Consider the following 25,020-nt stretch of genomic DNA (forward strand, 5'->3'; position numbering starts at 1 on the left):
GCAAAAACCAAATCCCAAATAATCAGGACAAGTTGTGCTGGAATGCGCGTTGGTTCATTTTGCATGTGTCCTACGTTTTGCTTTCTTTTAGAGAGGAAAGCATTCTTATTTCGGACACTTTCCACAATATAGTGGAAATAACATTTTTCCCACCTCCAAAACTACCCCTTTCTTTACACTTAAAATATACCACCAACAGGGTATTTTTGGGCAGGACTGATTTGGGTAAGATAGGCTTGCTGATAGTTTTCTAACTTAAATATGGGATCATTTTTGGGTTTAGCATATCTTTGAGCTGTATATTTTCACTATTGACTCAATCCAATGCGCAATATCCTTCAGAAAATCATCAGCAGCTCCTTTTCACTGGCTTTAGTATTTTTTGTCGCTTGTAGCCCTCAGCTGGGGCATCAATTTACCGGTGGCTTTATCGCCAATGACCTGGAAATCATGGCTGACCCAGCATTGACCGAGATGGTCAGCCCCTACAAGGCAAAGATGGAAGCGGAAATGAGTACCATCATCGGTCAGTCCACAAAAGCACTCACAAGAAACCGTGGTGAGTCATTACTTGGGAATTTTGTGGCTGACCTACAGAGAGCGTATGCGGAGCAGGAGTTTGGAATCAGCATTGATATTTCCATCATCAACAATGGAGGCATGCGCAATGACCTCCCAGAAGGAAACATTACGCTGGGCAATATCTACGAGCTATCACCTTTTGACAATTACTTGGTAATATTGGAACTGACTGCACATGATGTACAAAAGCTAGCGGAATTCATGGCTGCAAGGAAAAACATGGCCGTCAGTGGCATGGAAATCATCGGCGAAGGCAACCAAGTCCAATCCTTCAAGGTCAATGGACAAGCATTGGACAGCAACAAAGTATATCTCCTAGCCATCAATGACTACCTCGCTAACGGAGGGGACAACATGGACTTTCTAACTGACTTACCCGTCATGGAAAATACAGACCTGCTTCTGAGAGACATGTTGATACAGATGATCAAAGCGAAGACTGCTCGAGGGGAAAAACTTGACGCTCAAATCGAAGGAAGACAAAAATACAACTGAGATGCAAAGAAGAGATTTTATAAAGCATAGTTTACTGACAGGCCTAGGGCTCAGCCTGGCCCATCCGATTTTGGCATTGGACAGCTTTCCTGCCAAAGCTTCTCGATTGTGCATTTTGCACACCAATGACATGCATTCTCGAATCGAGGCATTTCCCAATGATGGCAGCAGAAATGCTGGTCAAGGGGGAATGACCAAGCTGGCCTCTTTGATCAAAAAGATCAGAATTGAAGAGGACAACATCCTGCTATTGGATTCTGGAGATTTCTTCCAAGGCACTCCTTACTTCAATGTCTATGGAGGAGAACTGGAGCTCAAGCTGATGTCTGAGATGGGCTATGATGCCAGTACGCTGGGCAATCATGAATTTGACAATGGGCTGGAAGGCATCGCCAATCAACTGGAACATGCCAAATTCGATATTTTATCTTCCAATTATGATTTCAGCGAAACGATTCTGAAAGGCGCTTTCAAGCCCTACAAGGTATTCCATAAGTCAGGCTTGAAAATTGGCGTATTTGCACTTGGTATCAAGCTAGAAGGACTGGTAGGTGCTAAAAATTACGGCAATACAAAGTACCTAGATCCTGCAAGTACGGCACAAGAGATGATTCAAGAACTTCAAAAAAAGAAATGTGATTTAATCATTTGCCTTTCACACTTGGGCTATTCAAGTGATGTCAGACTAGCGGAGCAAATATCAGGAATTGACTTGATCCTTGGTGGGCATAGCCATACATTTTTGGATGAACCAAATTTGCTCAAAAATGCCGAGGGACACCAAACAATCATCAATCAAGTTGGCACTGCGGCCTTGAGATTAGGGAAAATAGATTTTGAGTTTTCGAAGAATCAGCAAACTTCCTTTGCCTCAGCGAGAAATCTAAAGGTTTATTAGAAAGTCAAGCGGAAAATGATTTTTTATTTAAATATATTTTCCCCAAATTTGATGCCCCTCGAATTGAGCAAGGAGGGTTTTCTATCTTTTAAAACTAATGTTATTTTATCGGTATAAATGAGTTCAGAGGCTAATGCAGTATGGAAGGAATGTTTGCGTGTCATCGAGCAACACGTAAATGAACAAAGTTTCTCAACTTGGTTCAAACCTATCAATCCTGTTAGATTAGATGGAAGTAGCCTGACGATACAGGTGCCGAGTCAGTTTTTTTACGAGTGGCTAGAGGACAACTATGTAGAAGTACTCAAGCTAGCCATCAAAACAACCCTAGGTGCCGGCGGCAGATTAGAATATGCAGTAGTAGTGGACCGAGGTAATTCGCAGAACCAACCTTATATGGTCAGCTATCCTCAGGGAAATGCTTCTGCGACTGCCAAGAAAGCAAACATGAATGGGACACCACAAGAAAGTCGCAGCCCATTTGAGATGCAGTCTCTAGACAGCGACATGCTCTTACAATCCAATCTCAACCCGAATTATTCTTTCAATACTTATATAGAAGGAGACTGCAATAGACTAGCCCGATCGGCTGGTTTTGCAGTAGCTACCAAGCCCGGCATCACTTCTTTCAACCCACTGATGGTCTATGGAGGTGTAGGATTAGGCAAAACACACCTGGTACAGGCCATAGGGAACGAAATCAAAAATGGCCCCGAAGATAAGTTTGTACTTTATGTTTCCTCTGAGAAATTTGTCAACCAATTCATGGATTCCATCAAAGATGGCAACGTGAAGAGTTTTACCAATTTCTACATGCAAGTTGATGTGCTGATAATCGATGATATTCAGTTCTTGGCGGGCAAGGATAGGACGCAAGAGATGTTTTTCCATATCTTCAATCACCTGCACCAGAATAAGAAACAAATTATCATGACCTCTGACTGTCCACCTAGGGACCTCAAAGGACTTGAAGAAAGGTTGCTCTCCAGGTTCAAGTGGGGCTTGACTGCTGATTTGCAGATGCCTGATTTTGAAACGAGGGTAGCTATCATCAAAAGGAAAATGCAGTCAGAAGGGATTTACATTCCTGATGATGTGATCGAATATTTGGCCTACACAGTAGACACCAATGTGAGAGAACTAGAAGGAGTCATGATCTCCTTGATCGCACATGCTTCACTCAATAGGGTAGAGATTGACCTGACATTGGCAAAGACGATCATGAAAAACATCGTCAAGGATATAGAAACTGAAGTTGGCATTGATTTCATACAAAAAACTGTCTCTGACTATTTTGAGATCAAGCTAGACGACCTCAAAGCCAAAACTAGAAAAAAGGAAATCGTAACTGCAAGGCAGGTAGCGATGTACTTCTCCAAAGAGTTTACAAACCATTCCTTAAAGTCTATTGGCTATCATTTTGGGGGTAGAGATCACAGTACTGTGATTCACGCCATACAAACAGTCAATGACTTAATGGAAACAGATACTGCCTTCAGAAACTCGGTGAATGAGTTGAAGAAAAAATTCAAAATGCGATCTTATTAAAAGGTCGCATTTTTTCATTTTATCTTAAAATTTGATTCATAAATAGCTGTACCAGTGCTCTTGCTTTTTTGATTGCAGAAACTTTTCCTGACTTGATATCAGCCAATGATTCATCCAAATCCTTTTTAATGGCCATATCATTATAAAAGTTGGTTTCCAGCAGGTACTTGACATGCTCGTGCATCCAGTTGGCCCGTTGTTCAGCACGGTTAAACTCAAAAAATCCATTGCTATAAACCAAATCACGATATTCCTGTATCATCTGCCATATTTCGGGCAAGCCTTCTCCACTTAAACCTGAGCAGGTTTTCACTTTGGGATTCCATGAATTTTCTTTGGCGGGAAATAGGTGCAAGGCATTGGCATACTCTCTTTTGGCACGCTGAGCAGCCTCCTTATTATCTCCGTCGGCTTTGTTAATCACCAGAGCATCACACATTTCAATGATCCCTTTTTTGATTCCCTGCAATTCATCTCCTGCACCTGCCAGCATCAAGAGCAGAAAAAAATCAACCATGCCCTTGACAGCTATCTCAGACTGCCCCACCCCAACTGTTTCGATAAATACCACATCAAAACCTGCTGCTTCACATAGCAACATGGCTTCTCGAGTCCTGGCACTTACACCACCCAGCGTGGTACCAGAGGGGCTTGGCCTGATATAAGCGCGCTTGTCCATTGATAGTTTCTCCATTCTGGTTTTATCGCCTAGAATGCTCCCTCGGCTCGATTGACTACTAGGGTCTACAGCAAGCACCGCCAACTTATAACCTTGCTCAATGACCAGCCAACCAAACTTCTCGATAAAAGTACTCTTGCCAACCCCAGGAACTCCTGTGATTCCAATTCTGATTGACTTGCCTGCATGTGGCAGCACTGCATCCATGACCTCTTCTGCCAAAACCTGGTCTGTGGGCAGAGCACTCTCCACAAGGGTGATCGCCTGACTTAATATCACCCGATCACCATTTAATACACCGTCGATGTAAGCCTGTGCCGAAAGTCTATTTCTTTTTCTCAATCTTGATAAATTAATAATTGACAAAGGGGAATCGCGCAAACTTCACTCCTCCCATGGCTGATTTCTCATAACTGGCCACACAATAGGACTGATACTCCTCCGAGAAATATGGTGCCTCTGGGAAAGTTTCATTTGGCGTCTTTGCTTTATCCATAAAGAAAAAAACCTTCGTATTGCCATATTTGGTATGGGGCATATAGTCTCCATATTGCTCCAGTGTGTTCCAGAGCGTATCAGCGGCATATACTACATACACCCTGATTACCGGTCCAGTATTGTTTTCATTTCGGTAAAATGCCATCTCTTCAAAATCGATCTCCAAATCCTTGATGCCTGGCTGGGTAAATGATTCTTTGACAATCCAAATCATCACCAAGGCTACCCCAAGGATCAAAACATAAAATAGATAGGAAGAGCGCATGTTCTTAGAGACTTTTACATTTAAAGCCTTAATTTAGCAGAAAAAAAGTACAATGGCCTTCGAATATATCAAAGCTCTTCATATCATTTTTATTGTCACCTGGTTTGCAGGCCTATTTTATATCGTTAGGCTTTTTATTTATCAGGCTGAGGCTTGGGAAAAACCCGAAGAAGAACGGAAAATACTGGTTCCTCAACTGAACCTCATGGCCAACCGTCTGTGGTACATCATCACTTGGCCATCAGCTATTTTAACTTTAATTTTTGGCTTTTGGGTACTTTCATACAGGTGGGGATATATGCAGCTGGGGTTTATGCATGCGAAGTTGGCTTTTGTATTCTTATTGTACTTATATCACTTTTATTGTCAAAAGATTTACAAAGATTTGCAAAATGGCAAATCTAAATGGACCTCTACACAGTTAAGAATATGGAACGAAGTTGCGACTGTGTTGCTTTTTGCCATCGTCTTCCTGATCGTCTTAAAAAGCTTGATCAGCGTAGTATGGGGAATCGTTGGTTTATTTGCGCTCAGTATCATCATGATGCTTGGCATCAAGTTTTACAAAAAAGTCAGAGAAAATAAGAAATCATAAATTATGCTTACAATGATCAAAACACTCAAGTCCATTGCTATCATCGCTGTTTTGGGATTCACATGGATGAGCTGTTCACAAAAAGTAGAAGATCAAAACTCAAGCCTGCCGATTTTAGGAAATTGGCATGTAAACGAGATCGAATTAGAAGGAAAATTGATTCAGGACACCATCTACCATAAGATAGCAGACTTTTCATTTACCAATCAAGAGGGAAGGGAAATCAGCAATTACACCACAGCTGGCAAAGTCTACGTGGCTGACTTTTTCTTCACCACCTGCCCGACCATTTGTCCGATTATGAAAACACAGATGCTTCGTGTATATGAAGCATTCAAAGACGAGGAGCAATTTATGATCTTGAGTCACACATTAGACCCTGAGCATGATACTGAGGAATTGCTAAAAGAGTTTGCAGAGAAAATTGGAGTAAATGATGATCAAACTTGGCAGTTTCTCACAGGAGACCAAGAGAAAATCTTTGAAATCGGTCAGACGAGCTATTTGACAACTGCCATGGAAGACAAAAATGAACCTGGAGGAATTCTCCACTCGGGAGCATTTGTACTGATAGATCAAAAAGGTAGAATCAGAGGAGTATACGATGGCACTAAAGAAGATCAAGTCAATAGATTGATGAGAGATATTCCTAAACTACTGAAGTAAATGAAACTGAATTTAGGGATAATTATATCTTTTTTGATACTGACGATAGCGACTTGCGGTGCAGAAAAAGACCCACTTGACAAAGGACTTGCAGATATTCGAGACTCCAAAGTCATGCAATATGCTATCGAAGGAAAGATACTATATGAAAATTACTGTTCCAATTGTCATCAGGCAGATGGAACCGGGCTTGGAAAATTGATCCCTCCACTACGTGGTTCTGACTACATGCTGGAAGACATTGGCAGAACCGTACATATCATCAAATACGGTCTAAAGGGAGAAATCATAGTGAATGGTGAAAAATACAATCAACCCATGCCTGCCAATCCACAACTGACCAATATGGAAATTGCACAGATCGTGACTTATCTATACAATATCTGGGGAAGCAACGAAGGGGTAATCGACAGTAAAAAAATAGAGAACTATTTATCTGAATAGATCAGCCCTCTCCCAATTCTGATTTAGCCCGCTGCATTGATGAAGTGATGTCTTCATGAACTTTTTGGATCATTGACTTCTGTTCTAAAAGATAGGCCTCAACCTCCTCTGCACTCATTTCATCTGTATTTTGCTTGAATTGGCGCATCCACACAAACATGCCGTCAAAAGCTTCGTCCAGTTGCTTGGCCAATAGCCTCAATTCTTGTACTTCATCTGCGTTGTCTGATCCCGAAGAACTTTCTAATTCATCTGCCTTTGCAGCTATTTTCTTTCTGAGCGTCTTCAAATCTCCCATAAAAGGCATCACCTCATCATGAATCTCAATGACCTCAGCTCTAAGTCGCTGATTAGCTTCCTCTTTGCTTTCACCACAAGAGAAAAGAAATAGAAATAATGCGAATACCGAAAAACTCTTAAAAACTGTCTTCATTTTCTTTGGTTGATCAACAACACAAAGAAAATTTAATTTAACTTAAAAAAGAAATTATTTCACAATAACATTACATTTTCTATGAAATTTCCAGTTTACAATATGTATAATAACCAAAGCAACAGAAGCAATCAATGATACAAAAATCATCCAGCTAAACACATCATGCAGTAAAACTCCTACAGAAAAAATCGTCACTGCAACCCAAAGTGCTATTTTTATATTTCTAGATTGTGTACTTTTAACAGCGCTTATCACGGCCCAAATTGCCAAAGCGACAAAAAGAAAATCCATCCAATGCCAGTGTACATGCGCATGATCATGGTCATGACCGGCATGGTCATCATGTCCGAAAATAAAACCTGCCGAAATTAAGACTGGAAAAGCAAGGCAATGGATCAAACAGAGGACTGAAGCTGATATTCCTAAGAGGTCAGCAGATTGAGAGGAGATTCTTTTTAAAAATTGCAACATAATTGCAAATATAGATATTTATTCGCTAGACATACAAAAACTTAATAGATATTTCATGAAACCGTTTTGTTTTGCCAAAAACCAAATAATAGATGCTCAATCAGCCAAAGTGCATCCTATGGATATAGGTCTAATCAGAGGCTATGGGATTTTTGATTTCTTTCGGACTTCTAATTATACGCCTTTATTTTTATCTGACTACTTGGATAGATTTATCAGGTCTGCATCCAAAACCCATCTACAGCTCAATTATGATAAATCTGCACTTTCTGATATCATCCACCAATTGATTGAAAAAAACGATCTTAAAAATGGAGGCATTAGAATGCTCTTGACCGGAGGGGTATCGGAGAATCATTTTTCGCCTGGAGCAGGGGATTTATTTATTTTCTGCGAAGACTTGATATTCCCATCTTTGGAAAAATACGAAAATGGTGTAAAACTTCTCAGTGCGGAGCATGTAAGGGCGATAGCCGATATCAAAACCACCAATTATGCCTTCCCTGTATGGTTGAGCGCAGACTGGAAAGCAAAGGGTGCTGAAGACGTAATCTACCATCAGAATGGCATCATCTCTGAGAGCTCTCGCAGCAATATCTTTGTCATCAAAGATGGGGCTATCAATACGCCTGATGAACATATCCTCCATGGAATCACTAGAATGCGCGTACTTGAACTTGCTCCTGAGACAAGCATCAGACAAGTGTCATTTGAGGAATTACTGAAAGCTGACGAGGCATTCATCACCAGTACAACTAAAAAAATCCTACCTATTACATCCATTGATAATCAAAAAATTGGCTCAGGTCTAGTTGGTCCCATCACCAAACAATTGATGACTGACTTTGAAGCCATGGAGAAGCAAATCGTCTTCAAATAAAAAACTTGCTGATCTCAGATCAGCAGGTTTTTTTATACTTCATGATTTCCCACTTTTAGATGGATAATCATATACACTGCTGTAGTACCCTCACTGTGGTTCGTTGCCTGATTCTTGACTCTTTGATCAATTCAAAATCTCAGCATCGACCACGATATACATAAGTTTTTCTGGATCCTTATCATTGAGTGTGAGCTTGCCCCTTACACGAACCCTCTTTGAAGTGTATTTGATAGGATTCTTCATCATTACTTCCATGACTGTCTCAGGTCCACCAGACCCACAAAAGAAGCATTCTGCCAATGGAAGAGAAGAAAGGATGATATGCTCAGGTTTGAACATTCCCTCGAATGGAATGATATAACCATCTGCTTCCACCACTTTGCCTTCTAATTTTTTGATTTTATCACTGAACACAGGGATGTACAATTCACCAAAATCATCTTCTCCGATTTTGTAAGTTACTTCTGACAAGTCTCTCCATACATTGTTAGAAGTTTGAGCCACGGTAAGTGTGGACACAAATACCATTGCGATTATAAATAGTGTTCTCTTCAATTTCATATTAATTATTAATCTCTTATTGGGTTGACAATTTGAAACTTAAGCGATTTAAGACTTTGTGAGTTGTTTTGCAATATCTGTTTGATATGCGGTCCAAGCAGGTATCAGTGAGGCCATAAAACCTACTGCTATCGCATAGCCGATGATATACAACTCTTCTCGCAAGAATACTGCTGCAGACAATCCACTGATCGCTCCTTGTTCGTTTTGCATAACGAGAACTGCTAAGAAAAGGTGCCCGATAGCTATTCCAATCAGCGCTCCAAGGAAAGTAAGAATGATCCCCTCCAATACAATGTGAACAAATAGCTGAAAGCTGGACGCTCCTAAAGTTCTCATCACTGCGAGATCGTACTTCCTTTCTTTGAGTGAATTGAAAAGTGCAATGAAAATCCCCAAGCCAGCGATTACGATGATTGCGAAGGCAAGCCCTTGGATCAATTTTACTCCCACGCCAAGCAACTCAAATAGCCTAGAAATCTCGAATGATGGTGAGGCTGCCTGCATGGATGTCCTGCTATTGATAAACCTTGGCAACTGAACTGCCGCCATAGGATTGCGGTACTGAAGTAATAGCGAAGTCACCTCCCTATCTTCATCGGCTGGAGGAAATCCTGAAGTGGTCACATCCGCTTCAAACTTATCATGATCATGTCCTTCATCATGGGAATACCATACAGATTCTATACTCGTCAAGATCAAGTTATCTAGCACATTGCTACTCTTTGCTAAGATACCGGTGATTTTGTAAGGATGCTCATCATGCTCGTGACTACTGCTCCCAATACCATGTGAACCAATAAAGGAATCACCTACCTTGAGGTTGAGTTTCTCGGCTACTACTGCTCCTAGGACTACATCGAATGGCTTTCTCCATACCTCCCCATTTTCGATTTCAGCTTTGTATAGCTCAAGGTAATCGTGATTGGTCCCTACAATTCTATATCCTTGGTAGTTATCACCCATTCCCAAAGGAATGATATTTTTCACAAGCCTATTTCTAGAAAGAGATTGTGCTTCTTCCATATCGATGTTTCCTGTAGGGTAATCAATGTGGTACACACTTGACAAGATCAATTGAAGTGGACTCCCCTTGGCTCCGACGACCAAATCAATTCCTTCTGCATCTTTGGTCATCTTATTTTCAAACTGATCTTGGATCAAAATCAAAACAGTGATAATGGCTAGACCCAATGCCAACAATAAGATATTCAGCCCAGTATTCAAAGGCTTCGCGACAAGATATTTCCAGCTTAGTTTGAGCATATTCATGATAGACCTCCCATGATAATGTGGTTAGAAATATGATCTTTGACCCTTTGGTCATGGGTAACAATGATCAAAGCAGCATTGAACTTCTGCGCTTGTTCTTGCAATAGCTTGACTACGATTGAGGCATTTTCATCATCTAAACTTGCCGTAGGTTCATCTGCTAAGATCAATTGAGGATGATTGGCAAGGGCTCTGGCAATGGAAACGCGCTGAGCCTCTCCTTCGCTGAGGGTCGTCACTTTAGACTTTCTTTTTTCGTAAATCCCAAGTTCTTTCAAGAGCTCAAGATTCCTTTCACCTTTGGCTCCTACAAAAAAATTGGCCAGACGTAAATTCTCCTCCACGGTCAAAGGAGCTAGTATGTGGGGCTTTTGGAATACAATTCCGATATGTTTACCTCTGAATTTATCGAGTTTGGCTCCACTCAGCTCGTTGATCATGGTATTCCCAAGCTTGACTTCTCCGGCATTGGGCTTGAGCAATCCTCCCAAAATATTGAGGATGGTAGTCTTCCCACTACCTGATCTACCAAGAATCAAAAGTTGTTCACCTGCTTTGAGACTGATATCTGGAATATAAAAACTATTTTGAGCGTCGTATTGAAATTTGATGTTCTTTACTGATAGCATATTTATTTTTTATATGGAATGGTCACATTGAAGGTAGTACCTTTTCCGGCGTCACTTTCAAATTTGATATCACCCTTGAGTACATCAATACATTTTTTGACGATAGAAAGTCCTAGTCCTGAGCCTTCGATGATACCTACATTTTTTGCTCTAAAGAAACGGTCAAACAATTGATCATGTTCGGCTTTTGGAATCCCAATTCCTTGATCTTTGATTTCTGCTTTGATAAATCCACCTTCTTCCCAAATTTTGAAATCTACTTTTTGCCCATCTTTTGAGTACTTGACAGCATTGGATAAAAGATTCTCGAATATCTGGTAAAGCAAATCCACATCAGAAGTAATGGTTTTTGGGATTTTACCGATTTCAAGATTGATCTTCACGTCATGTTCAGCACCCGCTTTGACTACATCTACTACCTCATTGATAAAAGCAGCTGTAAACATTTTCTTGGGATTATAATCAATCTTATTGGCATCAGCTTTCCCAAAGAACAACACTGAAGTCAACAAACTATTCAAACTCCTAACTGAGTTCTCAATTTTAGATGCATGCTTCATGATCTTAGTCTTCAAGGGATGTTCCTTTTCAGCGTACATTTGAAGCAATTGTGCCGAGCTCAAAATAGAAGTCAGCGGAGTCTTAAACCCATGCGATACATTGAGGACAATCCTAGACTTAAGCTCTCCAATTTCCCGCTCTTTTTCCAAGGCTCTAGTCAGCTCTTTATTTGCTTCATGCAAATCAGCAGTTCTTTGACGGACTTTTTCTTCAAGTTCATTATTGAGTTTTTGCAATTCTTTTTCCTTGCGATCTTTGAAGATGGCCAACTCTATCACCATATTCAATTCCCTGATATTAAAAGGCTTGATCACATAAGCACTAGGATTGGTTCCTACTACCTTGGTCAAAGTCTCCGCATCGGAACTAGCACTCAAGTAGACTACTGGAATATCATATTTTTCATTGATGATTTCGGTAGTCTTGATCCCATCCAATTCGCCCGCAAGGTTGATATCCATCATAACGATATCAGCTGGATGCTCTTCAAGAATCTCCAAAGCTTTTTCACCTGAATCTGAAATGCCGATAATTTGATGGTTGTTTTTTTCTAATGCTTTTTTAAGCAAGAGCGCAGAGACGTGATCGTCTTCTGTAATTAAAATCCTTAATGGAAACATAAATTGGTGGTTAATGCAGTTGCAAATTACAAGATTAAATCATTTACTAAAATCAATTTTTGCTCAAAGGCAAGAACACTTTGACAAGCGTGCCTTTCCCTTTGAAACTTTCAATCTGAATTTCCCCACCCAATAGATCTATCAAGTTTTTGGTGATGGTCAGACCGAGTCCTGTACCCTCGTATTGCCTCCCATAACCTTCACTTTCTTGTTCAAATGGTCTAAATAATTTGGTCATAAACTCCTCACTCATTCCTATCCCCATATCCTTGACTTCGAAATAGAGACTATCTTCTATTCTTTTTACTACAATATTGATGAGGCCTTCATGCGAGTACTTGATCGCATTACCAACCAAATTATTGACAATCATCTCAAGGTAACGTTGATCAATATTAACCACAAATGGCTTGGTTTCATACTTTGCTGACAAAAGAAGTCCTTTTTTCATCGCCATGGTTTTGAGCGGTAATAAAATTTTACCCACAAAATCATTGACATTGGTTTCCTTTAAAAGCACCTCAAATTTGTTCGCTTCAATTTTAGAAAGATCAAGGATACTATTGATGGTTTCCAGAAGTCGCTCACCTGATTCTTTGATGATTTCAAGTTCGGAGATGAGTTCTTTTTCGTGCTCCCATTTATCCATGATATTTTCAGTACCTCCCAAAATTCCATTGAGAGGTGTCCGAATTTCGTGACTCATGTTGGAAAGGAAATTTGTCTTCAGTCTATTCGCCTCCTCTGCCTTTTCCTTTGCAATCTTTAGACTTTCTTCATATTGCTTTTTCTCTGTCACATCTCTGAATACAGATAGCAATACAGATTTGCCTTGGAAGCTTGTTTTCAATCTAGCTACGTAAAGTTCTATAAACTTCACCCCATTCTTGAAAGGCATCTCCATTTCAAGAGTAACCCCCATCTCTTCAGAACTGCCAATTTGACCTAGAATAACTTCTCTTTGCTTAAAATAAAAAGCAGGATCAGCATACATATCCCTGATTTCCGATTGTTCCAGTCGCTCTTTTGCCATACCCGTCAAGGTCGCCAAACTTGGATTCACAGTCAGTATTTTCCCTCCTTCTACTGATAGCATCAAACCATCGGCTGAACTGTTCCATACATTTCTAAACTGATTCTCGTTGACAAAAGCTTCTTTCGTTTTTTCATCAATGGTTTGCTTGAGTAAATTCTGCTTATGCCATTGATTCATCAAGGTATTGAGTAAGAATCCTACACCGGCAAAAACTAACAAAAGCAAAATGATAAACCAGGTCTGTAAGTAAATAGGTTTTAAAATTTTAAAAGTACTACTGGAGACAATCTCCGATTCATATTGTCCCCCTAAGCTTGCTTGCAATTGAAACTTATATACACCCGGAGGTAAATTATTAAATACTATGGTATTAACTCTCGGATTGATGATCTGCTGCCATTCTTCATGATAACCTTCCAGTTTGTACTTAATAATCAAATCGGAGAATTGCAAAAAACTGATCGCTCTATAGCTCACCTCTATGGAGTTATTCTCAAATGGAATCCGATTCAAATCGACATCTTTTATGTTCTTATTCAGCAAGCTGACACTTAAAATCTCTGTCGCAGGGGTAAAATCTCTCTTTTCATCTTCATCAGGAAAAAAAACAGAAAGCCCCCTCTGGGTCCCTATCAGGACTCTACCATCCTCAGCCTCGATTAAGGCCCCTCTATTCACTTCCGAGCCAACCAACCCACTGCGTTCATCAAATTTCCTTATTGTTTCTTCTTCTATCAAAAACACACCTCGATCTGTCCCAGCCCAAAGTCTAGAATTAGAATCTAATAATAAGGAATAAACAGGCCTTTGAATAGTTTGCCCATTTTTTTCAAACAACTTGACCTTACCATCTTCCAAGACCTTGAGACCTGTCTCAGTTCCTAGGTAAAGCCTTCCTTCATGTTCTAAATAATCAAAGCCAATCACATTGATAAAATTAGGCGTCTCAAAGAATATCTCCTGAACAAAAACATTTCCTCCTTGCAGAAAAATAAATCTGCCGTCATTGAGCTTTCCGACTTTTCTAAGAAATACCTCGTCCTGACTCAGACGCTCCAAAATCATCTCAGTAATATCATGCTCAAAATGCCCCGATCGCTTATTGATATTAGAAAGGTACACTTTATCTCTACTGACCACTATCAGTGTGTCACCAATCGCTTTGACCGCTGTCACAAACTTACTGAGCGGACTTTCTTCGAAAATCAAACTGCCAGATTTTGGATTATATCGACCTATTCCTGCCAAATTTGAGGAAATCCAGACAATACCATTTTTGTCCAAGGAGAAATTAGTCACCCTATTCCTAGGCTGACCCACAAGGGCTTCTTCATGCTTAAGTTTGACATATGCGCCTTGGTCAAATAATTGCAATCCATTATTGAATCCCAATAGATACCTATCGGGAGCGAGTCTGATCACTGCTGTGACCTCATCTTCCAAAAATGACCGAGAATCATAATTCAAAAATAAAAGTGAATTGATATTGACCAAGCCACGATGGGTCCCTATCCATGTAATGCCTTCTCGATCTACAAATGCAGCATAGATATTATATGATTTCACAGCCTCTGCTGCACTGATCTCTTGAATATTTCCATTATCTGGATTATACTTATGCAACTGAGAATTATAGAAATAGTATACTTTCCCATTTTCTACCTGCAGCCCACTGAAGTCCACCGCACTGTATATGTTTCTAACAAAATCTTGATGAATGATTTGATCAATTTTAAAAAACTCTGAACCCTTAGCAAGAAAATCTTTGCCAAGATAATAATACTCTTTTCTAGTTGAGCAGTAGGTTACATACAGGATTTTTGATGGTAATGAAATTCCAGTTGGGTTAATTTCAGCTAACTGGTCTCCTTCAACGGTAAAAGTTCTATTTTCAAAAAACAATAAGGATTTACCTTCATGGTAATTTGCCGAAATTATCCATCCATGATTCTGAAATGAATACCTTATTTCCTGCCAACTTTTGGAATATGCGGAATAAGTCCATAATACATCAGCAAAGACTGCATGATAATATTTATGATCGCCTTTACCTACTATTGCAAAGTCCAAATAAGTCCGATTCAAGCTGCTTATCTCCTCAGGAAATATAAACTCTCCCCATTTTCCTTTTTGGTAATAAAAAGCCTTTTGTTCTTTCAGTTGATTGGATACCCATATCACTCCTTCTTCATCTCTGAAAATACGGGTCTTATTTGTCAATTTATTGGAAATCGAATCAGGAATTGGGAAAGTGCTGAAGCCATCGGATATAAAAACCCCATCTGAAGTATTGAACCACATCATTCCTTCTTCATCCTGTAGAATCCCGTTGACATTGGATGTCGGCAATTCTACACCTTTGATCTGTCTATTGAACTGAAAAGACTGACCAAAGCTGAATTGGAATACAAATAGGATAAAAATAATGAGATAGATATTTTTCATAATAAGCGCTAAGCACCGTCTAAAATAGAAAAAGATATGCAGAGTGTAAATTAAATGGATAATGTTTGAGAATTCTTTTTGTCTAAGGGCTTATTCTTTTATTTTTGTGACAAACTTTAAAAATCGCAACATGAGTGTTTTAGTTAATAAGAATTCAAAAGTGATTGTGCAGGGGTTTACTGGATCTGAAGGTTCATTCCACGCACAACAAATGATAGAGTACGGAACCAATGTAGTAGGAGGTGTCACTCCAGGCAAAGGCGGATCTACCCACTTGGAAAGACCAGTGTTCAACTCAGTTGAAGAAGCTGTTCAGAAAACGGGAGCAGATACATCTATCATTTTTGTTCCACCGGCATTTGCTGCTGACGCGATCATGGAAGCTGCAGATGCAGGCATCAAGGTAATCATCGCCATCACTGAAGGAATTCCTGTAGCTGACATGTTGAAAGCAAAGCCTTATATCAAAGAGAGAGGCGCTACTTTGATCGGTCCAAACTGTCCAGGGGTTATTACTCCAGGTGAAGCCAAAGTAGGTATCATGCCAGGATTTGTATTCAAGCCAGGAAGAATCGGTATCGTATCCAAGTCAGGTACCTTGACTTATGAAGCTGCTGACCAAGTTGCAAAAGCTGGTCTTGGTGTATCTACGGCAATTGGTATCGGTGGTGACCCTATCATCGGGACTTCTACCAAAGAAGCTGTCCAATTACTCATGGAAGACACTGAAACAGATGCCATCGTCATGATCGGTGAGATCGGTGGTAACTATGAAGCCGAAGCAGCTAAGTGGATCAGAGAAACTGGTAACAAAAAGCCAGTAGTAGGATTCATCGCAGGCCAGACAGCACCTCCAGGCAGGAGAATGGGACATGCTGGCGCTATCGTAGGTGGTGCAGATGATACTGCAGAAGCGAAGATGAGAATCATGAGAGAAAACGGCATCCATGTAGCTGATTCCCCAGCTGAAATCGGCGCTGTAATGGCAAAAGCGCTCGGGGTAGAAGCTTAATATAAATATCATAAGAAAGTTTTATAGATTCTTAAAATCTATACAAAAGCCACTCTCGACTAAGTCGAAGAGCGGCTTTTATTTTTTGCTCCTTCTTTGATTTTATAATTCATTAAGGAGACTTCATGTTTATTTTTTTGTATTTCAAAACAATAAACATATGCATCTAAGCTTTATTAGCTTCGGATATTATTGGACAGTTCAAAATCCCTATTTCTGGTAAAATTTCCATCCTTTCTCTAGGTGCCACAATCCTTTTTTAATTTTTGCCCGTAAGATTTTGCTCAGGAAAGCCCTGAAAAGTAGCACCTAAAGCCTAAAGATATGACAACTGCCACGATTACCTACAACATGCTCAACCCCATGATGCGGTTTATCAAGAAAAGTACTTTCAGTTCTTTTTTACTCTTCTTTTCGGCAGCCTTAGCATTGATTCTAGCCAACAGTCCCGCTAATGCTTATACCCAATGGTTTTTGAGTCAAAGCATAGGTTTCTCAATTGGAAGCTTTGCAGTTGAAAAATCCCTACTACTATGGATCAATGATGGCTTAATGTCTATTTTTTTCTTTGTGGTTGGGCTTGAGCTCAAAAGAGAAATTATGGCTGGAGAGCTCTCCGTTCCCAAAAATGTCTTGATGCCCATCGTCGGTGCTATTGGAGGAATGCTTTTCCCAGCTTTGATCTATGTAGCCATCAATGCTGGAGGATCTACTGAAGTGATGAGAGGCTGGGGAATCCCTATGGCTACGGATATTGCCTTTGCACTTGGAGTGCTGTACTTACTTGGCCCAAAGGTACCCATTCAACTGAAAGTTTTTCTCACAGCACTAGCCATCATTGACGATCTAGGAGCCGTGATGATCGTGGCGCTATTTTACACATCTGAGATTTCACTCGTCAACCTCACTATTGGCGCCATTATACTCTGTTTGATGTTTACATTGAATAAGCTAGGCGTTAGGAGGGTTTTGATTTTTGCTTTATTAGGCATTGGAGGTGTTTGGCTTGCTACGCTTTTGTCTGGAGTACATGCCACGATCGCAGCCGTATTAGCTGCATTTGCCATCCCTGCTGATAGGAGGATAGACAAAGCTAATTACCTGAGTGCCATCAATCAGCTCTCTGCCAAATTCAAAACTGCCAATAAAGCCAAACAAGAAAAGTATCTTCTCTCCAGTGAGGAGGAGAATATCATCGGGGAAATCAAGCGCATCTCAAAAGCCTCTATTTCACCCCTGCAAAGATTAGAAAGAAATATGCACGGTTTAGTGATTTTCTTTGTCATGCCCATATTTGCCCTGGCAAATGCTGGTGTGGTTATCGACGGTAATTGGATGCAGATGATCACTAGCCCAGTAGCACTGGGAGTTGGACTTGGGTTAGTGTTGGGGAAAATCCTAGGCATATACGGTCTTGCCATGCTTGGCTTGAAGCTGAGATGGTTTGGCATGCCTCATGGCTTGAATCAGGCCATGTTACTTGGCATTTCATGTCTTGCCGCTATTGGGTTTACCTTGTCACTATTCATCAATGCCCTGGCCTTCAATGACCCTATTTATGTAGAGCAAGCCAAGATGGGGATACTCTCTGCATCTTTGATTTCAGGAACATTGGGATACTTCATCCTCAAAAGGACCATCAACATCTCAACCAATCAGGACTCGGATCAAAAAACTCATGATGCATAAAGAACAACAGCTGCTTGGGATGTCCCAAGCAGCTGTTCTATGTTATTATCAAAGGCACTCTTCTGTACTAATTTTATTCTTCGATTTTGTCAAGGCCATGCTTTTGCTCAAACTGGTTTCTTTTGATCTCGAAGCGCTCCAGTTCTGCATCAATCAAATCCAAAGACTCATTGTACCTGCTAAAAAGATCGCCCATATTTTTCTCCATTTCTGAAAAATTGAACTCCATGGCATCCATTTGAAGCTTAGATGATTTTTCAACCATGGCTACTTGGCTATGTCTGAGATCTTGCATCATTCTCAAAGCCCTGTCCATTTTCTCTAATTTTTCTCTGTTATCCATTTTATTAAAATTTGGTTTGTAGAAAGGATTGGAGCAAAGACCATTCCGAAGATCAATTATTGAAGCTATAGATGAGGGGATTACAAATCCCTTCTATCTGGTTTCGAGATTACAAATCTCGAAAAGCAGGCAAAAGCTACTTGTGTTGTCTCAAGCAGCTGTTCTATGCTATCATCAAAGCCATTCGTTTGTACTAATTTTCAAATCTTCCAATTTTTCAATCTCCAATTCCTTACATTTGCAGCTTGAATTTTGATCATCATGATTTCAGTAGATAATATTTCAGTATTGCATGGCGGACATGCATTGTTCAGCGATGTGTCTTTTTCTATCAATGAAAATGACAAAATCGCTCTGATGGGCAAAAATGGCGCAGGAAAATCCACCATGCTCAAAATCATCGCAGGTGTAACCAAAGCTACCAAAGGTGGGGTCTCGGCACCAAAAGACGCGGTGATCGCCTACCTCCCACAGCATTTGCTTACAGCTGATGATTGCTCGGTAAGAGACGAGGCCGCCAAGGCATTTGCTTCCTACCTGAATATGAAAGCTGAAATCGATAGACTCAATGAAGAGCTTACGGTCAGGACAGATTATGATTCTGAAGACTATTACAAAATCATCGAACAAGTATCCGAACTCAGTGAGAAATTCTATGCCATAGAAGAAGTCAATTATGAAGCCGAAGTAGAAAAGGTATTATTGGGTTTGGGCTTTGAAAGAGGCGATCTGGATAGGTCAACTGCTGAGTTTTCGGGTGGCTGGAGAATGCGGATCGAGCTGGCTAAGATTCTACTACAAAAACCAGATTTGATCTTATTGGATGAGCCGACCAACCACTTGGACATTGAATCTATACAGTGGCTGGAAGAATTTTTGACAGAAAAAGCCAAGGCAGTAGTCGTAATCTCTCACGATAGGGCCTTTGTAGATAACATCACAAACCGAACCATCGAAGTGACGATGGGGAGAATATATGATTACAAAGCCAAATATTCACACTACCTCGAATTGAGAAAAGAGCGTAGGGAGCAACAACAAAAGCAATACGATGAGCAACAAAAGTTCATTGCTGAGACCACTCAATTTATAGAAAGATTCAAAGGGACTTATTCCAAAACACTTCAAGTACAATCTCGCGTGAAGATGTTGGAGAAATTGGATATCGTAGAAGTAGATGAAGTAGATTCTTCTGCTTTGAAACTTCGATTCCCTCCTTCTCCAAGGTCAGGCAAATATCCAGTTATTGTCCAAGACCTTTCTAAGGCTTATGGTGAGCATGTTGTCTTCAAAGATGCCAACATGATCATCGAGCAAGGTCAAAAAGTATCTTTTGTAGGGAAAAATGGTGAAGGTAAATCCACCATGATCAAAGCCATCATGGGAGAGATCGACTACGAAGGCAAGTGCGAGCTAGGTCACAATGCCATGATAGGCTACTTCGCTCAGAATCAAGCTTCACTTCTCGATGAGAGTTTGACAATTTTTGAGACCATAGATCAGATCGCCGTAGGAGAAATCCGCTCCAAGATCAAGGATCTCTTAGGAGCATTTATGTTCAAAGGAGATGATATCAACAAAAAAGTCAAAGTACTCTCGGGAGGAGAAAAAACCAGACTCGCCATGATCAAGCTTCTGCTAGAACCGGTCAATCTCCTGATTCTTGATGAACCTACCAATCATCTGGATATGAAAACCAAAGACATCATCAAGGATGCACTGAAAGCATTTGATGGCACTTTGATTGTCGTGTCTCATGATAGAGATTTCTTGGATGGCTTAGTAACAAAAGTCTTCGAATTTGGCAACAAACGTGTCAAAGAGCACTTCGAGGATATCAATGGATTCCTGAGGAATAAGAAACTGGAGAATTTGAGAGAGGTGGAGCGGAAATAAAATTGAAATAAGCGAAGCGAAATAAAGTAGAAATATGCCTGGTGAAATGACTAGGAATTGGCTGTTCCAAGCCTTCAAAATGAGATAACCCAAGCTCAAATAAACTTGGGTTATCTATTTTTAAAAAATTCCAATTTAATATCCTCCTTGCATCAAAATCAATAATAAAGCATTCTGAAGACCCAGATAGCCATCTTTGTTGAGGAACCATTCGTCTAAGCTATGTCCTCCACCTGCTTCACCTCCTCTACCTACGGTTATCGCAGGAATTCCCAGTGATAATGGAACATTACTATTTGTAGAGCTAGCGCTAAGTCTAGCCTGCTTTCCTGTGAGGTAAGTAGAGACAGCCAATGATTGCTGCACCAATTCATGGGTAGGTGCTGTCATTCCTGTTGGTCTATCGCCTACATTTTCAACTTCTACAGTTAGGGGATTACCACGTCTGATAATACTATTTTCCTTTTTCAAGCCTTCTTGCATGGCTTCGAGAAAAAGTTCGTTGATTCCTAGTAACCTCTCCTGATCTTCCGATCGCATGTCTACCAACATCCATGATTCATAAGGTATGGAATTTACTGATGTACCTCCACCTAGCACAGATACACTATATGTAGTTCTGATTCCCTCTTTGGTGTAGGGGTCAGCTTTAGAAACAAAAGCAGTGATTGCATTAGCAAGTGCATTGTGCGGATTCCCTATTCCAAAAGCGCCATAGGAATGTCCTCCAGAGCCTTTGAAAGTGACTTTATAACGAAGAGAGCCTATGCCAGCATTCACTATCCCTGTGATACCTCCACCATCTATAGCGATAAATGCATCTATTTTATGGCCTCCTTCTCTGAATAAATGCTTCATGCCTTTCAAATCTCCAAGTCCCTCTTCTCCAACTGAACCAACAAACCATAAGTCATGTGTTGTTCTGATATTTTGATGTGCCAGCGTTTTAACCAAAGCGATTGACATTGCCAAAGAACGGTTGGCATCAGCTATTCCAGGCGCATATAAGGTGTCGCCTCTTTGCTTTACAGAAACATCTGTATCTAAAGGAAAAACAGTATCCAAATGTGCATCGATCACAATCGTTTTATCCGACTTCTTACCTTTTCTCAATGCGATAACATTGCCCACCTCATCGATCCAGACTGAATCAGCTCCAGCATTCCGAAGCATTTCTGCGAAAACCAGGCCTTTTGCTGCTTCCTCAAAAGATGGTGCCGGAATCTCTGTCAAAGTGATCATATCAGCTATCGTCTGCTCATCAATCTCAAGGATGTAAGCAAAAGCATCCTGAACTTCTATTTTCTTTGCGAGTTTTTCTACAGCTGTTTTGTAAATTGGTTTGATTTCCTGAGCAGAAACTTGGACAAACAGAAACGACAGAGTGAGTGAAAGTAAGCTTTTGAATGATTTCATAAAGGAAGAATTTATAACTCCAAAAGTCACAATAAATCAAAAAGATGGCAATACCGCTTATAAACAAATTGGATTAAACCTCTCGGGCCAATACTAATGGATCTTGCTTTAGCAAGTAGACCAAAGACTGATAGAGCTTTTGATTGTAGCTTTTGAGTTCGACTGACCTTTCGAAAAACACTTCCAAGGCCACTGCAAAAAACTCATGTTGATTCTTGGCTGCGGAAGAGCGAAAAATGGTCTGTTCATCATTTAGGATTTTCTCAGTTTCCACAGCTGCATGCTCAGCAAACCGGCTCCAAAGTGTCGGGTTGAAGAAATTGGACTCATGGTTGTAATGGATTTGGTTTTCGAGCTTCATCGCATGGGCGATTTCATGAACACCTAGATTGATACCATCTTCCTGATTGATAAAACCTCTGACAAAATTCTCCCAAGACAGCACGATAATACCCAGCTTTGGGTTGACCTCACCTTGGTGGTATTGCTGATTGATAGTAGAATAATAAGAATCAGGATAAATCAGAATTTTTCTAAAATGCTTAAGCGTCACGCGGGGAAATCCAAAAGTAACCATCACCGCAGTAGCTGCTATCAACAACTTCATCTCTTGTGTCACGGCCTTCAAGTCTCCTCTTGGAAGAAAATGCTTTTCTGCAATAAACCATTCTACTTTCTCTTCAAACTCTCTTTTGTGTGTAGCATTGAGTCTTGTATAATAAGAGAACAATTTTAATAAAATCGCTTTGTCCTGCTGAGTTAGCTTTTCCTTGGCTAAGCGTAGTTTGATATTTCTATATGAAGCATATAAATGCTCCCCAACGAAAAAGAATAGGCGAGTGAAGAAAAACATCAAAAAGAGCTATTAGGTGGATTAGATATTTTTACTAAAATAGAAAAAGTAAACTGACTAAAAAAGTTGTTAATTGATTTTTAACTTTGGCCTGGGTCCCTACAAGCCATTGATCTTATAATCCTTATATTTAACATAAAGTGTTCTGTGGTTGACACAGAATATGTTGTTAAAAAGATGAGAATGGTCTAGGGGGACACAGGCCATGCAAGAGGGCTGTGGGGACACGGACCATGGGACAAAAAAACAGCCTGTGAATACACAGGCAGTAGATTAATTTAATTGCAGTTGACTATTGACAGTCGACCATTGACTATTTCGCATAACTCACCGATCTCATTTCTCTGATTACGGTGATCTTGATCTGTCCAGGATACTGCATCTCTTTCTCGATTTTCTGAGAGATATCAAAGGACAATTGACCTGCTGTTTGGTCATTGACATTATCAGCATCGACTAAGACTCGTAATTCTCGACCTGCCTGCATGGCAAAGCACTTATTGACTCCATCAAAGCTCAAGGCCAAATCTTCAAGATCTTTCAATCTCTTGATATAGCTGTCCATGATTTCCCTTCTCGCACCAGGTCTAGAGCCTGAGATCGCATCAGATGCTTGTACAATAGGCGAGATCATCGAAGTCATCTCGATCTCATCATGGTGAGCTCCGATTGCATTACATACTTCTGGATGTTCCTTGTATTTTTTTGCAAGCTCCATACCCAAGATTGCGTGAGGCAGTTCAGCCTCCTCAGGATATACTTTACCAATATCATGAAGTAGACCAGCTCTCTTGGCCATTTTTGCATTCAGCCCCATTTCTGCTGCCATGGTAGCACAAAGTCTAGCGACTTCTTTGGAATGCTGTAGCAAGTTCTGCCCATAAGATGAACGGAACCTCATTCTCCCCACCATCCTGATCAATTCAGGATGTAGACCATGAATTCCCAACTCTATACAAGTTCTTTCACCTATCTCTACAATCTCTTCTTCGATGTTCTTCTCAGTCTTGGCTACTACTTCCTCAATTCTTGCAGGGTGGATTCTTCCATCTTGCACCAATCTATGAAGTGAAAGTCTAGCGATCTCTCTTCTCACTGGATCAAATCCCGATATAATAATGGCCTCTGGCGTATCATCTACGACGATCTCAACACCTGTAGCGGCTTCTAGTGCGCGGATGTTTCTACCCTCTCTACCGATAATTTTACCTTTGATATCATCACTTTCGATATTGAACACAGATACACAATTCTCGATCGCATGCTCAGTCGCTGTCCTTTGGATAGTATCAAGAACTATCTTTTTGGCTTGCTTGGTTGCAGAGAGTTTTGCTTGGTCTAGAATGTCCTTGATATGGGAAGAAGCTTTGGTATTGGCCTCGTCCTTGAGCATTTCTATCAGCTGGTCTTTGGCCTCGTCTCTGGTGAGATTTGCTATTTTCTCAAGATCAGAAATCCGCTGATTGGTCACTCTATCAAGCTCGTCTTTTTTGACTTGCACGGCATGAAGCTGCGCATTGAGGTTTTCCTTTTTGCTGTCAAGCTCTGCTTCTTTTCTTTTGATTTGCTCGAGCTCTTTGTTGAGGGATTGTTCTTTTTGCTTGAGCTTGTTTTCATTGGTGATGATGATGTTTTTCTTCTTATTCACCTCTTCCTCAAACTCCGATTTCAGTCTCAGGTATTTCTCCTTAGCTTCAAGAATTCTATCTTTCTTGACAGACTCGGCATTCATTTCTGCTTCACGCAAAATGATCTTAGCTTTTTCTTTGGCGTCCTCTTCTATTTTCTTGTTGTTGCCTTTCATAAAAAGCCCAACCAACAAGGCGCCCACACCAAGGCCTACTAGCCCTGCAATGATAATGTATAATGATTCTCCCATAGGTTTATTGTGCTTAATTACCTGATAGGAAAGCAAAAAGTCCCGGCTGTGAAAAGAAAATAATTATAGTAGATTAGTCAGTCTTTGGTTGATCTTATGAAGGCTATCTTTGATCAGCTCACTATCGTCAGCATTGACCTGATCCTGCTCCATGGACGCTACCATGCAGTCAAACGCTGCCATTGCAAGCAGATCCTGCTTATCGTCCAGTCCAAATTCTTCTCTGTATCTTTTTATTTTATCATTAATCAATTTACCCGCATGTCTGATTTTCGCCTCATCCTCCACTTTTACTTTCATTGGGTATTCTCTATCCCCAATTTTGATTTTGATTGAAAGTGTTTCCAT

Annotated in this window: 24 protein-coding genes; 10 read left to right on the top strand and 14 right to left on the bottom strand. The window is 40.4% G+C overall.

Features of this window, described 5'->3' with window-relative positions:
- The first annotated feature begins 324 nt into the window (after nt 1-324).
- The 3 genes from BW935_RS12215 to dnaA all read left to right on the top strand — a co-directional run bounded on the left by BW935_RS12215 (nt 325) and on the right by dnaA (nt 3,523).
- Complete coding sequence (locus tag BW935_RS12215) at nt 325-1,077, top strand: 5'-nucleotidase C-terminal domain-containing protein (protein ID WP_076501840.1); 753 nt, start codon at nt 325-327, stop codon at nt 1,075-1,077.
- Nucleotide 1,078: 1 nt separating this feature from the next.
- Complete coding sequence (locus tag BW935_RS12220) at nt 1,079-1,975, top strand: bifunctional metallophosphatase/5'-nucleotidase (RefSeq protein ID WP_076501842.1); 897 nt, start codon at nt 1,079-1,081, stop codon at nt 1,973-1,975.
- A 117-nt stretch (nt 1,976-2,092) separates the two neighbouring features.
- On the top strand, nt 2,093-3,523 hold the full coding sequence (gene dnaA, locus BW935_RS12225; protein WP_076501844.1) for a chromosomal replication initiator protein DnaA: 1,431 nt from the start codon (nt 2,093-2,095) through the stop codon (nt 3,521-3,523).
- A 19-nt stretch (nt 3,524-3,542) separates the two neighbouring features.
- On the opposite strand, the gene meaB is transcribed toward dnaA, so the two are convergent.
- Both meaB and BW935_RS12235 read right to left on the bottom strand, forming a co-directional pair.
- The gene (gene meaB, locus BW935_RS12230; protein ID WP_076501915.1) at nt 3,543-4,544 is read right to left on the bottom strand and encodes a methylmalonyl Co-A mutase-associated GTPase MeaB; all 1,002 of its coding nucleotides are present in this window, start codon (nt 4,542-4,544) and stop codon (nt 3,543-3,545) included.
- A gap of 10 nt (nt 4,545-4,554) precedes the next feature.
- Nucleotides 4,555-4,965 (bottom strand): hypothetical protein, encoded by a 411-nt coding sequence (locus BW935_RS12235; RefSeq protein ID WP_076501846.1) that lies wholly within the window; start codon nt 4,963-4,965, stop codon nt 4,555-4,557.
- A gap of 52 nt (nt 4,966-5,017) precedes the next feature.
- On the opposite strand from BW935_RS12235, the gene BW935_RS12240 reads away from it, so the two are divergent.
- The 3 genes from BW935_RS12240 to BW935_RS12250 all read left to right on the top strand — a co-directional run bounded on the left by BW935_RS12240 (nt 5,018) and on the right by BW935_RS12250 (nt 6,670).
- Nucleotides 5,018-5,560: a CopD family protein gene (locus BW935_RS12240; protein ID WP_076501848.1), complete on the top strand. Its 543-nt coding sequence runs from the start codon at nt 5,018-5,020 to the stop codon at nt 5,558-5,560.
- 66 nt (nt 5,561-5,626) lie between these two features.
- The gene (locus BW935_RS12245; protein ID WP_245802698.1) at nt 5,627-6,226 is read left to right on the top strand and encodes an SCO family protein; all 600 of its coding nucleotides are present in this window, start codon (nt 5,627-5,629) and stop codon (nt 6,224-6,226) included.
- Nucleotides 6,227-6,670 (top strand): c-type cytochrome, encoded by a 444-nt coding sequence (locus tag BW935_RS12250; protein WP_076501850.1) that lies wholly within the window; start codon nt 6,227-6,229, stop codon nt 6,668-6,670. It abuts the gene before it with no gap.
- 1 nt (nt 6,671) lies between these two features.
- On the opposite strand, the gene BW935_RS12255 is transcribed toward BW935_RS12250, so the two are convergent.
- Entirely contained in the window at nt 6,672-7,103 is a 432-nt protein-coding gene (locus BW935_RS12255) for a hypothetical protein (protein WP_076501852.1), read from the bottom strand.
- A gap of 54 nt (nt 7,104-7,157) precedes the next feature.
- On the bottom strand, nt 7,158-7,577 hold the full coding sequence (locus BW935_RS12260) for a MerC domain-containing protein (protein ID WP_076501855.1): 420 nt from the start codon (nt 7,575-7,577) through the stop codon (nt 7,158-7,160).
- Nucleotides 7,578-7,632: 55 nt separating this feature from the next.
- On the opposite strand from BW935_RS12260, the gene BW935_RS12265 reads away from it, so the two are divergent.
- Nucleotides 7,633-8,457, top strand: coding sequence for an aminotransferase class IV (locus tag BW935_RS12265; protein ID WP_076501857.1), 825 nt, complete (start codon nt 7,633-7,635; stop codon nt 8,455-8,457).
- A 126-nt stretch (nt 8,458-8,583) separates the two neighbouring features.
- Here BW935_RS12265 and BW935_RS12270 read toward each other — a convergent pair whose 3' ends face one another.
- From BW935_RS12270 to BW935_RS12290, 5 genes are read right to left on the bottom strand one after another with little or no spacing between them, the layout of a single operon-like run.
- The gene (locus BW935_RS12270; RefSeq protein ID WP_076501859.1) at nt 8,584-9,021 is read right to left on the bottom strand and encodes a hypothetical protein; all 438 of its coding nucleotides are present in this window, start codon (nt 9,019-9,021) and stop codon (nt 8,584-8,586) included.
- Nucleotides 9,022-9,069: 48 nt separating this feature from the next.
- Nucleotides 9,070-10,293: an ABC transporter permease gene (locus BW935_RS12275; protein ID WP_076501861.1), complete on the bottom strand. Its 1,224-nt coding sequence runs from the start codon at nt 10,291-10,293 to the stop codon at nt 9,070-9,072.
- Nucleotides 10,290-10,922, bottom strand: coding sequence for an ABC transporter ATP-binding protein (locus tag BW935_RS12280; RefSeq protein WP_076501863.1), 633 nt, complete (start codon nt 10,920-10,922; stop codon nt 10,290-10,292). The genes BW935_RS12275 and BW935_RS12280 overlap by 4 nt, the downstream gene beginning before the upstream one ends.
- A 2-nt stretch (nt 10,923-10,924) precedes the next feature.
- Nucleotides 10,925-12,103, bottom strand: a complete 1,179-nt coding sequence (locus BW935_RS12285) for a hybrid sensor histidine kinase/response regulator (protein ID WP_076501865.1) — start codon at nt 12,101-12,103, stop codon at nt 10,925-10,927.
- A gap of 52 nt (nt 12,104-12,155) precedes the next feature.
- The gene (locus BW935_RS12290) at nt 12,156-15,584 is read right to left on the bottom strand and encodes an ATP-binding protein (RefSeq protein ID WP_076501867.1); all 3,429 of its coding nucleotides are present in this window, start codon (nt 15,582-15,584) and stop codon (nt 12,156-12,158) included.
- Between the two features lie 130 nt (nt 15,585-15,714).
- Between BW935_RS12290 and sucD the strand changes: the two genes are divergently transcribed.
- The gene (gene sucD / locus BW935_RS12295; RefSeq protein WP_076501869.1) at nt 15,715-16,596 is read left to right on the top strand and encodes a succinate--CoA ligase subunit alpha; all 882 of its coding nucleotides are present in this window, start codon (nt 15,715-15,717) and stop codon (nt 16,594-16,596) included.
- Between the two features lie 324 nt (nt 16,597-16,920).
- On the top strand, nt 16,921-18,285 hold the full coding sequence (gene nhaA, locus BW935_RS12300) for a Na+/H+ antiporter NhaA (RefSeq protein WP_076501871.1): 1,365 nt from the start codon (nt 16,921-16,923) through the stop codon (nt 18,283-18,285).
- 73 nt (nt 18,286-18,358) lie between these two features.
- Here nhaA and BW935_RS12305 read toward each other — a convergent pair whose 3' ends face one another.
- Entirely contained in the window at nt 18,359-18,628 is a 270-nt protein-coding gene (locus tag BW935_RS12305) for a hypothetical protein (RefSeq protein WP_076501873.1), read from the bottom strand.
- 261 nt (nt 18,629-18,889) lie between these two features.
- Between BW935_RS12305 and BW935_RS12310 the strand changes: the two genes are divergently transcribed.
- Nucleotides 18,890-20,524, top strand: a complete 1,635-nt coding sequence (locus tag BW935_RS12310) for an ABC-F family ATP-binding cassette domain-containing protein (RefSeq protein WP_076501876.1) — start codon at nt 18,890-18,892, stop codon at nt 20,522-20,524.
- A 135-nt stretch (nt 20,525-20,659) separates the two neighbouring features.
- Here the strand turns inward: BW935_RS12310 and BW935_RS12315 are convergent, their stop codons facing one another.
- The 4 genes from BW935_RS12315 to BW935_RS12330 all read right to left on the bottom strand — a co-directional run bounded on the left by BW935_RS12315 (nt 20,660) and on the right by BW935_RS12330 (nt 25,020).
- On the bottom strand, nt 20,660-21,940 hold the full coding sequence (locus BW935_RS12315) for a M20/M25/M40 family metallo-hydrolase (RefSeq protein ID WP_076501878.1): 1,281 nt from the start codon (nt 21,938-21,940) through the stop codon (nt 20,660-20,662).
- Nucleotides 21,941-22,013: 73 nt separating this feature from the next.
- The gene (locus BW935_RS12320) at nt 22,014-22,793 is read right to left on the bottom strand and encodes a zinc-dependent peptidase (RefSeq protein ID WP_076501880.1); all 780 of its coding nucleotides are present in this window, start codon (nt 22,791-22,793) and stop codon (nt 22,014-22,016) included.
- Nucleotides 22,794-23,106: 313 nt separating this feature from the next.
- Entirely contained in the window at nt 23,107-24,672 is a 1,566-nt protein-coding gene (gene rny, locus BW935_RS12325) for a ribonuclease Y (RefSeq protein ID WP_076501882.1), read from the bottom strand.
- Nucleotides 24,673-24,735: 63 nt separating this feature from the next.
- On the bottom strand, nt 24,736-25,020 hold the full coding sequence (locus tag BW935_RS12330) for a cell division protein ZapA (RefSeq protein ID WP_076501884.1): 285 nt from the start codon (nt 25,018-25,020) through the stop codon (nt 24,736-24,738).

The sequence above is a fragment of the Belliella pelovolcani genome, from assembly GCF_900156785.1.
Classification (GTDB): Bacteria; Bacteroidota; Bacteroidia; order Cytophagales; family Cyclobacteriaceae; genus Belliella; species Belliella pelovolcani.